Origin of the sequence: Streptomyces mashuensis, assembly GCF_014654785.1 — a bacterium.
GTDB lineage: Bacteria > Actinomycetota > Actinomycetes > Streptomycetales > Streptomycetaceae > Streptomyces > Streptomyces mashuensis.
Map to the genome: position 1 here is coordinate 47,153 of NZ_BNBD01000019.1, position 12,887 is coordinate 60,039.

The 12,887-nt window shown below is 76.6% G+C and carries 12 protein-coding genes; 3 read left to right on the top strand and 9 right to left on the bottom strand.

The window, feature by feature from the left end; translation table 11 throughout:
• Window positions 1-39 precede the first annotated feature (39 nt).
• Complete coding sequence (locus tag IE305_RS29330) at window positions 40-1,080, bottom strand: NUDIX hydrolase (protein WP_190132842.1); 1,041 nt, start codon at window positions 1,078-1,080, stop codon at window positions 40-42.
• A gap of 169 nt (window positions 1,081-1,249) precedes the next feature.
• The gene (locus tag IE305_RS29335; protein WP_190132843.1) at window positions 1,250-2,215 is read right to left on the bottom strand and encodes an ROK family protein; all 966 of its coding nucleotides are present in this window, start codon (window positions 2,213-2,215) and stop codon (window positions 1,250-1,252) included.
• Between the two features lie 137 nt (window positions 2,216-2,352).
• Here IE305_RS29335 and IE305_RS29340 point away from each other — a divergent pair, with 137 nt between their 5' ends.
• Window positions 2,353-3,339, top strand: coding sequence for a LacI family DNA-binding transcriptional regulator (locus tag IE305_RS29340; RefSeq protein WP_229891681.1), 987 nt, complete (start codon window positions 2,353-2,355; stop codon window positions 3,337-3,339).
• A gap of 170 nt (window positions 3,340-3,509) precedes the next feature.
• Here the strand turns inward: IE305_RS29340 and IE305_RS29345 are convergent, their stop codons facing one another.
• Window positions 3,510-4,388 (bottom strand): DUF2797 domain-containing protein, encoded by an 879-nt coding sequence (locus IE305_RS29345; protein ID WP_190132845.1) that lies wholly within the window; start codon window positions 4,386-4,388, stop codon window positions 3,510-3,512.
• Window positions 4,389-4,482: 94 nt separating this feature from the next.
• Here IE305_RS29345 and IE305_RS29350 point away from each other — a divergent pair, with 94 nt between their 5' ends.
• Complete coding sequence (locus IE305_RS29350) at window positions 4,483-5,706, top strand: ROK family protein (protein WP_190132846.1); 1,224 nt, start codon at window positions 4,483-4,485, stop codon at window positions 5,704-5,706.
• A 33-nt stretch (window positions 5,707-5,739) separates the two neighbouring features.
• On the opposite strand, the gene IE305_RS29355 is transcribed toward IE305_RS29350, so the two are convergent.
• Window positions 5,740-6,336, bottom strand: coding sequence for an ATP-binding protein (locus IE305_RS29355; protein ID WP_190132847.1), 597 nt, complete (start codon window positions 6,334-6,336; stop codon window positions 5,740-5,742).
• Between the two features lie 195 nt (window positions 6,337-6,531).
• On the bottom strand, window positions 6,532-6,876 hold the full coding sequence (locus IE305_RS29360; RefSeq protein WP_190132848.1) for a hypothetical protein: 345 nt from the start codon (window positions 6,874-6,876) through the stop codon (window positions 6,532-6,534).
• A gap of 167 nt (window positions 6,877-7,043) precedes the next feature.
• Between IE305_RS29360 and cds1 the strand changes: the two genes are divergently transcribed.
• Window positions 7,044-8,186, top strand: coding sequence for an L-cysteine desulfhydrase Cds1 (cds1, locus tag IE305_RS29365; protein WP_229891675.1), 1,143 nt, complete (start codon window positions 7,044-7,046; stop codon window positions 8,184-8,186).
• Between the two features lie 31 nt (window positions 8,187-8,217).
• Here the strand turns inward: cds1 and IE305_RS29370 are convergent, their stop codons facing one another.
• The 4 genes from IE305_RS29370 to IE305_RS29385 form a co-directional block, all read right to left on the bottom strand.
• Window positions 8,218-8,727, bottom strand: coding sequence for an SRPBCC family protein (locus IE305_RS29370; protein ID WP_190132850.1), 510 nt, complete (start codon window positions 8,725-8,727; stop codon window positions 8,218-8,220).
• 56 nt (window positions 8,728-8,783) lie between these two features.
• Window positions 8,784-9,602, bottom strand: coding sequence for a DeoR/GlpR family DNA-binding transcription regulator (locus tag IE305_RS29375; RefSeq protein WP_190132851.1), 819 nt, complete (start codon window positions 9,600-9,602; stop codon window positions 8,784-8,786).
• 83 nt (window positions 9,603-9,685) lie between these two features.
• Window positions 9,686-12,103 (bottom strand): right-handed parallel beta-helix repeat-containing protein, encoded by a 2,418-nt coding sequence (locus IE305_RS29380; protein WP_190132852.1) that lies wholly within the window; start codon window positions 12,101-12,103, stop codon window positions 9,686-9,688.
• A gap of 122 nt (window positions 12,104-12,225) precedes the next feature.
• A complete protein-coding gene (locus IE305_RS29385) occupies window positions 12,226-12,840 on the bottom strand; it encodes an Rv1733c family protein (protein ID WP_190132853.1) in 615 nt (204 codons plus the stop codon).
• Window positions 12,841-12,887 lie beyond the last annotated feature (47 nt).

Here is a 12,887-nt window from a genome sequence, read left to right on the forward strand (position 1 = left end):
GGGGCACCCCCGGCGGCGGCCACCGTCAGGGCGTCCCGGTCAGCCGACCGGGACACCGGCCTCCAGGTTGAGGGGGCGGCCGCGTTCGCGGGCGCGCAGCGCCCAGCGGAGCCGGCTCAGGCGGACCGGCGGCAGCATCGTGCCGGCCTCCTCCTCGGTGACGAAGCGCCAGCCGCGCAGCTCGGAGCCGGGCAGCAGCAGCTTCCGGGCGTCGGCGCCGGGCAGCACCCCGCCGTCGAAGAGGAACCGCAGGCCGCCGAAGCCGGGGGGCCGGGGCGGCTCCCAGTCGACGACCAGCAGCCGGGGCACGTCGGCCAGTTCGATGCCGATCTCCTCGGCGACCTCGCGCATGCCGGCCCGCGCCGGGGGCTCGCCCGGCTCGACCACGCCGCCGGGGAACTCCCAGCCCGGCTTGTACGTGGGGTCGACCAGCAGGACGCGGTCGTGCTCGTCGAAGAGCAGCACGCCCGCGGCGAGGGTCTCGGCCCGGGGCTCGGGGGTCTGCACGATCGGGCAGAACCCGGCCGTGCCGTCCCGTACCGCCGCGGCGACCCGCTCGGCCACCTGGCGGGGCGTCAGCCCGCCGGTGTCCAGGGCCAGCGCGTCCTCGCGCAGCCAGCCCCCCAGGGCCTCCCGGTACGCGTCGAGGTGCTCGCGCGACCACTGCCGCACCCGTTCGCTGCCCACGGGGTCGTCCGGGAACTCCACCCGCTGTTCGATCCGTTCCCGCAGGATCGTTTCGTCCGCGGTGAGCACCACGTGCCGCACCGGTATCCGGCGCGAGGCGAGCGCCCCGAAGATCTCGTCCCGGTACTCCTGCCGCAGCAGGGTCATCGGGACGATCAGCACCCCGCCCAGCTCCGCCAGGAGCGCGGCCGCCGTATCGGCCACCATCCGCCGCCAGACGGGCAGGTCCTGGTAGTCGCCGACGCCGGCGAATCTCTCCGGCGGCAGCAGGTGCCGCAACGCCGCTCCGGTCACCTCGGGGTCGTAGAGGGTGCTGCCCGGGACGAGCCGGGTGAGCTCCCTCGCCGTGCTGGTCTTTCCCCCACTGAACGCGCCGTTCAGCCAGACGATCACCGTTCCCCCTCACTCCGTAGCCCGCTGTGACGTGCCCGGAACACAGTGCCCGCAACACCCTGCCACGGAAACGTGTACGAGCGGCACGGTGCGGGCGGCAGCGGTGCGGACGGGGCGGCGGCGGTGGTGGTGACGGGGGGCGCCGGCCCGTGCCGCGGCGGCCGGGCGGTCAGCGGTCCGGCGCCCACTCCCACAGGCCCAGCCGCTGGGCCGCGGCCGCCGCGGCCCCCACGAGACCGGCGTCGGGGCCCAGGCGGGCGGGGACGACCTCGACGCCCGCGGCGAAGGAGAGCGCCGCGTAGTCGCGCAGGCGCTCGCGCAGAGGGCCGAGGAGCACCTCGCCGGCGCCCGCGACCCCGCCGCCTATCACGGCCACCTCGATCTCCACGAGCGTCGCCGTCGCGGCGATGCCCGCCGCCAGGGCCTGCCCGGCGCGGGCGAAGGCGGCCAGGGCCGCGCGGTCGCCGGCGCGGGCCGCGGCCGCCACGGCGGCGGCACCCGTGTCGCCGTCCGGCCCGGGCCGCCACCCGCCCTCCAGGGCACGGCGGCTGATGTGGGGTCCGCTGGCGATGCGCTCGACGCAGCCGCGCCCGCCGCACGCGCACGGCTCGCCGTCGAGGTCCACGCTGATGTGCCCGATGTGACCGGCGTTGCCCGTGGGGCCCGTATGGAGGCGGCCGCCGAGCACCAGCCCGCCGCCCACGCCCGTGGACACCACCATGCACAGCGCGTCGGCCCGGCCGCGGGCCGCGCCCCGCCAGTGCTCGGCGGCCGCCATCGCCACGCCGTCCCCGACCAGGACGACGGGCAGGCCACCGGTGAGCCGGCCGGCCTCGGCGACCAGCGGGAACTCCCGCCACCCGGGCACGTTCACCGGGCTCACCGTGCCGGCCGCGGCGTCCACCGGCCCCGCGCTGCCGATGCCCACGGCCCGGACCCGCGCCCACTCCGCGGCCGCGGTCAGCTCGCCGACGACCCCGGCGACCGCGTCCAGCACCGTCGCGGCGTCCTCCCGCGCCGGGGTGGCGCGGCGGGCCCGGACGAGCAGCCGGCCCGAGCCGTCCACCAGCGCACCGGCGATCTTCGTCCCGCCGATGTCGAGAGCGGCGACGAGGCCGCCGGAGGGGTTCTGCACGGTGGGGTTCTCTCCTGGTCCGGCGTGGTGCGTGGGGCTTCCCGGGCCAGTCTCCCCGGGCTTGACAACGTTGTCCAGGCTCTATGCTCGTGCCCGTGACCGACATCGCCCGCCCCCGCCGCAGCGCCCGGCCCACCATGAAGGACGTGGCCGCCCGCGCCGGGGTGGGCCTGAAGACCGTCTCCCGCGTCGTCAACGGAGAGCCGGGCGTCACCGCCGACACCGAGCGCCGCGTGCGGGACGCCATCACCGCGCTCGGCTTCCGCCGCAACGACAGCGCGCGCGTCCTGCGCAAGGGCACCACCGCCTCGGTGGGCCTGGTCCTCGAAGACCTCGCCGACCCCTTCTACGCGCCGCTGAACCGCGCCGTGGAGGAGGTCGCCCGCGCCCACGGCGCCCTCCTCGTCAACGGCTCCAGCGCGGAGGACCCCGACCGCGAGCGGGAACTGGCCCTGGCCCTCTGCGCGCGCCGCGTCGACGGCCTGATCGTCGTCCCCACGGGCGACGACCACCGCTACCTCGCGCCCGAGATGGCCGCCGGCATCGCCACCGTCTTCGTCGACCGCCCCGCCGGGCGCCTGGACGCCGACGCCGTCCTCTCCGACAGCTTCGGCGGCGCCCGCGACGGCGTGGCGCACCTCGTGGCCCACGGGCACCGCCGGATCGGGTACATAGGCGACCGGCCGCACATCCACACCGCGGCCGAGCGCGAGCGCGGCTACCGCGCGGCCATGGCCGCGGCGGGCCTGCCCGTCCCCGCGGCGTGGGTCTCGGCCGGCCCCACGGACCCGGACCGGGTCCGGGCGGAGACGGAACGCCTGCTGGCCGGCCCCGAGCCGGTGACCGCCCTGTTCACGGGGAACAACCGGGTGACGGTCACGGTGCTGCGGCTCCTGGCCGCGCGGCCCCGCCCGGTGGCGCTGGTGGGCTTCGACGACCTGGAACTGGCGGACCTGCTGTCCCCGGGGGTCACCGTCGTCGCCCAGGACGCGGCCCGCCTGGGCCGCACGGCGGCCGAGCTCCTGTTCGGCCGCCTGGCAGGCGCCGACGGCCCGGCCCGGCGCGTGGAACTGCCGACACGCCTGATCGTCCGCGGCTCGGGGGAACGGCCGCCGGCGGACTGAGGGGGCGGGGCCGGCCCTGCGCCGGCTCGTGGTGCGCCGGGGATACTGCCGTGCCGGCAGAACCGCCCTGCCGGGCGTGCCTCGGTGCGTCGCCGGCGCCCGGTGCCCGGCGCCTGCCGGCCGCAGGCGGGGAAGGGGCGAGGGCGTGGGGCGCGGCCGGCGGGCGCCCCTCAGAACAGCGCCTCCGGCGCCGCCGCTGCCCGCACCGGTCTCCGTACCTGCATCGTCGTCTCCGCGTCCGGTGCCGCCGCCGTCAGGGCCCAGCCCGCCAGTTGCCGTGCGTCCAGCAGCACCTGGCGCCCGTCCGGCAGCGACACGTACACGTCCGGACCGGCGACCGCGGCCACCTGCCCCGCCACCGTACGGCCGGGCCCCGGTTCGGCCACGCCGCAGTCGGTCCGTATCGCTTCGAGGCGGAACGCCTCGTCGTGGTGCACGACCTCGCACCGCTCCCCGGCCTCCGGCACCAGGCTCCTCGCCCGGGCGAACAGCTCGTGCAGCTCGGCTGCCCGCTGCTCCGGCGGCACCACCGGGGCGCGGGCCGCGCGTTTCGCCGCGTACGGCACCCGGTCCGGCACGCCCAGGGCCGCGGCCAGGACGGCCTCCGCGCGGCGTGCGGCCATCAACGGGCCGTGCGCCAGCCGGGCGTACGAGAGGGCGCCCTGTTCCAGCAGCCGTACGCCCTGCCGTTCGGCCGCCGTGATGCCCGCCTTCAGCAGGCACGGCGCGAACCACGCGAGGTAGACGTCGTACGGGCGCGGGTCGTCGGCCATCGTGTCGGCCGCCACCGAGTGCGCCCGGTCGAGGCGCGCGCACTCCGCGCACTGGGCCGAGACGGCGCCCTCGGCGACCTCCGCGCCCACCGCGCACGGCGTGAGCCGGCCGCCGCGGCGTACGCCCACGCACTGCCGCCGGCCCGTGGCCGTGAAGGCCAGGGCGCGGCCCGCCGTGAGCGGCGACAGCCGTTCGCCGCGGCCGGGGTGCCGCCAGACGAGGGACGGCCCGGAGACCGACCACCGCAGACCCGCGCACCGCCATTCACCGCTCACGGGACCAGTCTCCACCACCCACGTGCCACCCCCTTCGTTCAGCTCGCGTTCATCCCTATTTTGTTCAGCCGCGGCACAAAGTGAGAATGGGGGCGTGACCCAGACTCGGACGACACGTTTGGAACGGGGCAGAGCCGCCCTCGGGCCTGCCCTCGAGCTCGTGCACACCGGGCGTGCCCCCACGCGGGCCGTGCTCACCGCCGAACTGGGGGTGACCCGGGCGACCGCCGGCGCCGTGGCCGCCGAGCTGGAGGCGCTCGGCCTCATCCAGGTCGACGCCCGGCCCACCGCCGCGGCCGGTTCCCAGGGCCGGCCCTCGCACCGGCTGTCCGTCGCCCCGGACGGGCCGGTCGTCCTCGCCGCGCAGATCCACGCCGACGGCTACCGCGCCGCCCTCGTCGGCCTGGGCGGGCGCATGGTGGCCACCGCGCCCGGCTGCATGACCGTACCCGCCGACCCCTCGCACATCATCGACGCCGTCGTCGAGGCCGGCGCCGCCCTGCTGGCGGACAGCGGCCGGCCGTGCCTGGGCGCCGGCCTGGCCGTGCCCTCCGCCGTCGCCGAGCCCGACGGCACCGCCCTCAACCCGCTCCACCTGTCCTGGCCCGCCGGCGCCCCGGTGCGCGACCTGTTCACCCGCGCCCTGGAGAAGGCAGGGCTCCGCGGTCCGGGCGGCACCCCCCTCACCGGCGTGGCCGGCAACGACGTCAACCTGGCCGCCCTCGCCGAGCACCGGCACGGCGCCGGCCGGGGCGCCCGCCACCTGCTGTGCGTGGCCACCGGCCACCGCGGCGTCGGCGGCGCGCTCGTCCTCGACGGCCGGCTGCACACCGGCAGCGCCGGCCTCGCCCTGGAGGTCGGCCACCTCACCGTCAACCCCGCCGGCCTGCCCTGCCACTGCGGCAGCCGCGGCTGCCTCGACGTCGAGGCCGACCCGCTGGCCTTCCTCACCGCGGCCGGCCGCGAACCCGGCCCCTCCGGCTCCCTGCTCCAGCAGTCCCGCGAGCTGCTGCGCACCGAGTACGCCGACCCCACTGTGCGCGCCGCCGCCGAACGCGTCGTCGACCGGCTCGGCCTGGGCCTCGCCGGGCTCGTCAACATCCTCAACCCCGACCGCGTCGTCCTCGGCGGCCTCCACCGCGAGCTGCTGGAGGCCGACCCCGAACGGCTGCGCGCGGTCGTGGCCGACCGCAGCCTGTGGGGCCGCAGCGGCAGCGTGCCGATCCTGCCGTCCACGCTCGACCACAACAGCCTGGTGGGCGCCGCGGAGGCGGCCTGGCAGCCCGTCCTGGACGACCCGCTGGCCGCCCTCGGCTGACGCCCCGCCATGTCCCGGAGCGGCCCGGGCCCTTCAGCCGGGCACCGCCGACCGGGTGCGCACCGGTTCCCGCACCGGTTCCCGCACCGCCCGCGCGGGGGAGCCCGCCAGCGCGGGTTCCTCCGCCAGGGCCGGCCGGACCGGCGCCGGCCGGCCGAACGCCACCACCGGCTCGGCGCGCCGTACCGGCCGCCGGGCAGAGGCCGGTGCCGTCGCCGGCACCGTGAGGGTGAACCACACGACCTTCCCGCCGTCGTGGCTCTCCCGCACGCCCCAGCTGGAGCTGACCGCGGCCACCAGCGCCAGACCCCGCCCGTGCGTGCTCTCCGCGCTGTCCGGGCCCGCCTCCGGGACCCGGGGCGGCCGTGGGTCGTGGTCCCGCACCGAGACCGTCAGCCGGGCCGGCACGGCGTCGAGTTCCACGTCCATCTCGACGGTGCAGCGCTTGTCCGGCTGCGCGTGCTGGTGCACGTTGGTCAGCAGTTCGGTGACGCCGAGCGCCGCCGGTTCGATGAGCGGATCGAGGTGCCAGTAGCGCAGTTGGGCAGAGACGATTCTGCGCACCTGTCCGATCCGGGGCGGGAGGGCCTGGAGTTCAACGGCGCAGTGCTTGTTCCCTCGGCTGATCACGGCTGCGACTCCCTGCAGAAGGTGAGCTGGCCTGATGCAGATACGACTGCGTACGCGCCTGTGCCGGTCCGCGGCGGAGCCCTGCGGACCGCACGGCGGCGACCGGACCGGAGCGTGACCGCCGGCGACCCTCGGTGATGCCGGTACGAGTCAAGCGTCGGCCCTCGCCCCGCGCTCCGCAACTCCGGCACCCCGTCAGCCCTTCCCCCCCGACCGGTGCGCCGAACGCACCGCCTCCAGGAAGCGGCTCACCGCCGACCCGCCGTCCCCGTCGTCCCCCCTCACCTCCGTCCGGGCGTCCCGGTCCTCCAGGGTGAGCACGTACCGCGTACCGTTGACGCGCGCCCGCGCCCGGTCCCGCGCCGCGAACCACGCCTTGCCGGCCTGCACCGACTCCACCGGCGCGCTGTCGATCTCCCGGCCGTAACTGGTCAGCAGCTCCAGCCGGCCGTCACGGATCTTCACCTGTCCGGCCCGGGTCAGGGAGCGGTGCGAGCGCTCGATCCGCACCCCGGTCGCGCTGAATTCCGGTTCCGCCACGGCGTACCGCCTCTTCTCTCCTCGTCGCTCTCCGGACGTTTCCCCGTCTCGTGCGCAGTCTGCCCGCGAGGAGGCCCGCACACCAGTGCACCCTTATGATCGGAGCACCCGGAACGACCCCCGGCCGACGCCGCGCCCGTACCGCCCCCCACCCCCGAGGAGCGCAGGTGAACGGCACCCCCCAGCCGGCGGACGGTCCCGCCCGGCCCCCGGCGCGCACCGAGGACACCGACCGCAGCGACCCCGGCTACCGCGCCTGGCTCAAGGAAGCGGTCCGCAAGGTCCAGGCCGACGCCAACCGTTCGGCCGACACGCACCTGCTGCGCTTCCCGCTGCCCGAGCACTGGGGCGTGGACCTGTACCTGAAAGACGAATCCACCCACCCCACCGGTAGTCTCAAGCACCGGCTGGCACGCTCCCTGTTCCTGTACGGCCTGTGCAACGGCTGGATCCGCCCCGGGCGGCCCGTCGTCGAGGCGTCGAGCGGCTCCACCGCCGTCTCCGAGGCGTACTTCGCCCAGCTGATCGGCGTGCCCTTCATCGCCGTCATGCCGCGTACGACGAGCCCCGAGAAGTGCCGCCTGATCGAGTTCCACGGCGGCCGGTGCCACTTCGTGGACGACCCGCGCACGATGTACGACGCGGCCGCCGCCCTCGCCGAGCGGACCGGGGGCCATTACGTCGACCAGTTCACCTACGCGGAGCGCGCCACCGACTGGCGGGGGAACAACAACATCGCCGAGTCGGTCTTCCAGCAGTTGCGCCGCGAACGCCACCCCGTACCCGCCTGGATCGTGGCCACCGCCGGCACCGGCGGCACGTCCGCCACCATCGGCCGCTACGCCCGCTACCTGCAGTACGACACCCGGCTGTGCGTCGCCGACCCCGAGAACTCCTGCTTCTTCGCCGGCTGGCGCGACCACGACCCCACGGCCACCAGCGACCGCCCCTCCCGCATCGAGGGCATCGGCCGGCCCCGCATGGAACCCAGCTTCCTGCCCGGTGTCGTCGACCGCATGATGAAGGTGCCCGACGCGGCGACCGTCGCTGCCGTCCGCATCCTGGAACGCGCCATCGGCCGCAAGGCCGGCGGCTCCACCGGCACCGGCCTGTGGAGCGCCCTGCGCATCGTCGGCGAGATGCTCGCCGCCGGCACGCCCGGCAGCGTCGTCACCCTGATCTGCGACGGCGGCGACCGCTACCTGGACCGCTACTACTCCGACGCCTGGCTCGCCCGCGAGGGCCTCGACATCCAGCCGCACACCCTGGCCCTGGACACGTTCCTGGCCACGGGACGGTGGCCGTGGTGACGGCCGGCCCCGGGGCCCGCCCCGGCCGGGCTCACACCGCCGCCAGCCGCCGGTCCAGCGCCCGTACCGCGTCGTGGAAGGCGTGCCGCAGGCCCGGCCGGGCCAGGCGGAGGGCCAGGCGGACCGGTGGCGGGCCGTCGGCCGCCACGCACCACTGGAGGACCGTGCCGCCCCCGGCGCGGCGCAGGCACCAGTCCTCCAGCAGGGCGCGGACGCCCGGCGCGTTGGTGAGGTCCACGCGGTACGCGTAGCGCCGGTCCGGCTCCGTCACGAGCACCGTCTCCACGAAGTGCAGCACGCCCAGCACCCGTATCTCCCGGCCCCGCCGCCGGTCGTGCTCCACCTGCCGGGCCAGGGTCACCGCGGGGAACCAGCGCGGCCACGCCTCGACCTCGTCGACCAGGGCGCGGTAGACCTCCGCGGGCGCCGCGGCCAGCCGCGCGGTGAACGTCAGGCGCACCGGGGCGGTGCCGGCGAAGCGCAGCCCCACCGGGTGCAGGGCGCGGGCCGGGCGGGGTCGGGCCGTGCGTACGCGTGCCATGAGCACCCCCAGGGTGGGCGTCGACCGGGCGCCGACCACGGTATCCCGACGGGACGTCAGGTGTCTGTGCCACGCGTCAGCGCGGAGCCGCCGCCCGCCACCACCAGCTCCGGAAGCCGCTCGGCCAGCTCCGCGCGGGCCTCCCGAGGCAGCCCCGCGTCCGTCACCAGCACGTGCACGTCGTCCAGCGAGGCGAACGAACTGAGGCCCACCGTGCCCCACTTGGTGTGGTCGGCCAGGACCACCACCCGGCGTGCGGCCCGGACGAAGTGACGATTCGTCTCCGCCTCCGCCAGGTTCGGCGTCGACAGCCCGGCCGCCGCCGAGACACCGTGCACCCCGAGGAACAGCACGTCGAAGTGGAGCGAGCGGATCGCCGCGTCCGCCACCGGACCGACCAGCGTGTCCGAGGGGGTGCGCACCCCGCCCGTCAGGACGACCGTGGCCTCGTCCCCCGCCGCGTGGAACACGTCGGCCACGCGCACCGAATTCGTCACCACCGTGAGGCCCTCGGCCCCCACCAGCTGCTGGGCCAGCGCGAACACCGTCGTCCCGCCGGCCAGGGCTATCGCCGCGCCCGGCGGCACCAGCCGGGCCGCCGCCCGTGCGATCTCCCGCTTGGCGCCCGGCTCCAGCGCCGCCTTCGCCTCGAAGTCCGCCTCCTGCGCGGTGGCCTCCACCACCGGGACCGCACCGCCGTGCACCTTCTCCAGCACGCCCTGCCGGGCGAGGGCGTCCAGGTCCCGGCGGACGGTCATGTCCGACACGCGCAGCCGCCGCGTCAGCTCGTTGACGCGCACCCCGCCGCGCCGTCTGACCTCGTCGAGGATCATCGCACGCCGCTGTTCCGCCAGCAGGTTGCGGTTGTCGCCCACCCGGTCCGTCCTTTCCCGGTCGACCCGTCACTCGCCGTGCGCGGCCTCATCCTCCCACGCGGCAACGGCCCCTCCCGGCGGGATCACGGCAGGTCGGGCAGGTCCTCCGGGTACAGCAGCGTCAGGTCGTCGGTGCTCGGCGCGGCCAGCTGCGCCACCCGCCCGGCGTGCCGCTCCACCATCGCCTCGAACGTCTGCCGGGCCGTACGGCCGTTGCCGAACGCCGGGCCCCGCGGAATCGCCGCGAAGTACCGCAGCAGCGCCTCGGCGGCGCCCTCCCCGATGCGGTACTCGTGCTCGTCGGCCTGCTGCCGCACGATGCGCAGCAGCTCCTCCGGCGCGTAGTCGCCGAAGGTGATCGTGCGGGAGAACCGGGACGCCACACCCGGGTTGACGGTCAGGAACCGCTCCATCTCGGCGGTGTACCCGGCGACGATGACCACCACCTCGTCGCGGTGGTCCTCCATCAGCTTCACCAGGGTGTCGATGGCCTCCCGGCCGAAGTCCCGGCCGGAGTCCTCCGGGCACAGCGCGTACGCCTCGTCGATGAACAGCACCCCGCCGCGCGCCCGGTCGAACGCCTCCTGGGTGCGCAGCGCCGTCGACCCGATGTGCTCGCCCACCAGGTCCACCCGCGACACCTCCACCAGGTGGCCGCGCTCCAGCACGCCCAGCGCGGCGAGGATCTCGCCGTACAGCCGGGCCACCGTGGTCTTGCCGGTGCCGGGGGAGCCGGTGAAGACCAGGTGGCGGCGGACGGAGGCGGCCTTGAGCCCGGCCTGCCGCCGCCGCCGGCCCACCTCGATCATGTCGGTGAGGGCGCGGACCTCGCGCTTGACGCTGTCCAGACCCACCAGCGCGTCGAGCTGCCCCAGCACCGCCGCGGCGGGCCGCACCCCCGGCGGCGCCACGGGCGCGGCCGTCGCCGGAGGGGCGGCGGGCGCCGGGACGCGCGGCGGGGCCAGCGGCGCCAGCACCGGCGGCCGGCGGCCCGCGGCGCGGCCGCCCGGAGCGGTGCCGACGGCCCGGGACGCCACCGGCTCGTCGCTCGTGCAGCCCTCGGCGACCGGGCCGCTCTCGGAGAACTCGTAGCCGCCCCGCGCGCACCGCTCGGTGCGGCAGCCCGTCAGCCGCGCCCGGCAGCCGTCGATGACGTGGAAGCCGTAGCCCCCGCTGCCGGTCACCCGGCACCCGTCGAACGTGCCCCGGCCCTCCGCCGACACGTAGAACCCGGCCTCCGTGGGCGAGGTCACCACGCACCGCTCGACCACCGGGTCCGCGCCGGTGGTGACGATGACGCCGGTGGACGTGGCGTCCACCACGCAGTCCGTGACCGTGCCGCCGCTGCCGTGACCGCGGAACCACACGCCGGTGGTGGCCTCCCGCACCCGGCTGTCCGCCAGCCGCGCCGTCGCGCCGCCGCTGACCGACACCGCCGTGCCCTTCACCCGCGTCAGGTCGCTGTCGGTGACCTCCGCGTGCGAACCGCGGTCGAGGACGAACAGGGCGTCCGGCACGTCGTGCACCCGGCTGGCGGTCAGGACGGCGCTCGCGCCGTCGCTCACCCACACCGCCGGGTAGTCGCCCGTGCTCTCGTGGATCTCGCACTGCGCGGCCTCGACCCGGGTGCCCGGGTCCCACACCGACAGGCCGTTGCGGCCGAAGCGGTGCACCGCCGTGCGGGTCATCGTCAGCACCGACCGGGCCCGCAGGTCGACGCCGTTCTCCGGTACGTCGTGGAGCCGGCAGCCCGACAGGTGCAGCACCGCGTCGGTGTCGAGCGTCACCCCGTCCCCCATGGTGCGGTGCACCCGGCACTCGGTCAGCCGCCCGGAGGCGCGCCCGGCCACCTGCACACCGGTGCCCCGGATCTCGTACACCTCGCAGCCCGTGGCCTCCAGGGTGCTGCCCTCGCCGGTCAGCGACAGGCCGGCGCCGCGCGCGTGGTGCACCCGGCAGCGCTCCAGCCGGGGCCCCGCCCCGTCGCGCACCGTCACGCCCGCCTGCCCGGCGGCCACCACCTCGCAGTCCTCGAACACGCCGCCCGCGCCGTCCCGCACGCCGATGCCGACGCCCGCCGGATTGTCGACCAGGCAGCCGCGCACGGTGGGCCGGGCACCGCCGCACACCTCGATGCCGACGGCCGAACGCGTCACCACCCGCAGCCCCGTCAGCTCCGGCGCCCCGCCCTCGACCAGCAGCGCGGGGACGGCCGCGTCGTGGCCCTCCACGCGCAGGTCCGCGAGCGTGGCCGAGCCGCGGACGGTCACCGGCACGCCCTCGGTCGGGGCGATCACCACCGCGCCGCGCGCCCCGTCGGCGCCGCGCAGCGTGACGGAACGGGTCAGCACCAGGTTCTCCCGGTACGTTCCCGGGGCCAGGGACAGCACGTCGCCGTCGGCGGCCGCCTCCAGGGCCGCGGCGACGGATACGTACTCCCCGGTGCGCCGCCGCCAGCGCGACGTGCCGGTGTGCGTCACCTGGACCGAGCCCTGTGCCATGGTGCTGATGTGCCCCCACCTCGAGTGTGCGTGCCTCCGGGACGGATGAGTACCGGCCGCACCACCGTAGCGCGGGCGGGGCACGGGAGTTGGCCGCTCAGCAGGTTGTGCGGCCGTAGGGGTCAGCTTCCGGTGTCCGCCCGGCCCCAGGTCTCTCCCGCCAGCTGCCAGGCCCGGTCCCACTGCTGGTACCGCTGCCGGACGAGGCGCCGGACGGCCAGCCGCCGCGCGCCCTCCACCAGCCCGGCCGCGGCGCCGGCCGCGGCGAGCCCGGCCAGCACGGCGTGCGCGGTGGCGGTGCCGGCGTCCAAGGGCCGGGACGAGGCCCGGCCGTGTTCGTCCGTCCACAGCGCGAACCGGCCGCCCGGGGCCAGGGCCTGACGGACGGCCACCGCGCCGGTGCGTTCCCGGCCGTCGGGGCCCGGCCAGCGGGCCAGCACCCGCCGGTAGCCGTCGCGCCCGGCCGCCGGCTCGCGGCCGGGCGCGTCGGTACTGCCGGGCAGCAGACGGACGGCGGTGGCGCTCACCGCGTGCCGGTGGCGCTGCTGCTCCCGCACGGTGTGCTGCAACGCCTGGTGGGCCCGCGCCCCGGCGGACCAGCCGGCGGCCGTGCCGAGGAGCAGCATCAGCACCACGGCGGCCACCCCCGTCCACGCCTCCAGGGCGTCGCTCCGGCGGCGCAGCGGGTTGCGCCGCCACCGCCACAGGGCCTTCGTCGCGGTCTTCGTCGCGCGCATGGTGCTCACCCCCTTACGCGTCCGTAAATACCTCACACAGGCCATCG

Bases quoted from the DNA above. Each gene is read 5' to 3' on its own strand.
- IE305_RS29380 (WP_190132852.1), bottom strand. From the start codon at position 12,103: ATGGCACAGGGCTCGGTCCAGGTGACGCACACCGGCACGTCGCGCTGG.
- IE305_RS29340 (WP_229891681.1), top strand. From the start codon at position 2,353: ATGAAGGACGTGGCCGCCCGCGCCGGGGTGGGCCTGAAGACCGTCTCC.
- IE305_RS29385 (WP_190132853.1), bottom strand. From the start codon at position 12,840: ATGCGCGCGACGAAGACCGCGACGAAGGCCCTGTGGCGGTGGCGGCGC.
- IE305_RS29370 (WP_190132850.1), bottom strand. From the start codon at position 8,727: ATGGCACGCGTACGCACGGCCCGACCCCGCCCGGCCCGCGCCCTGCAC.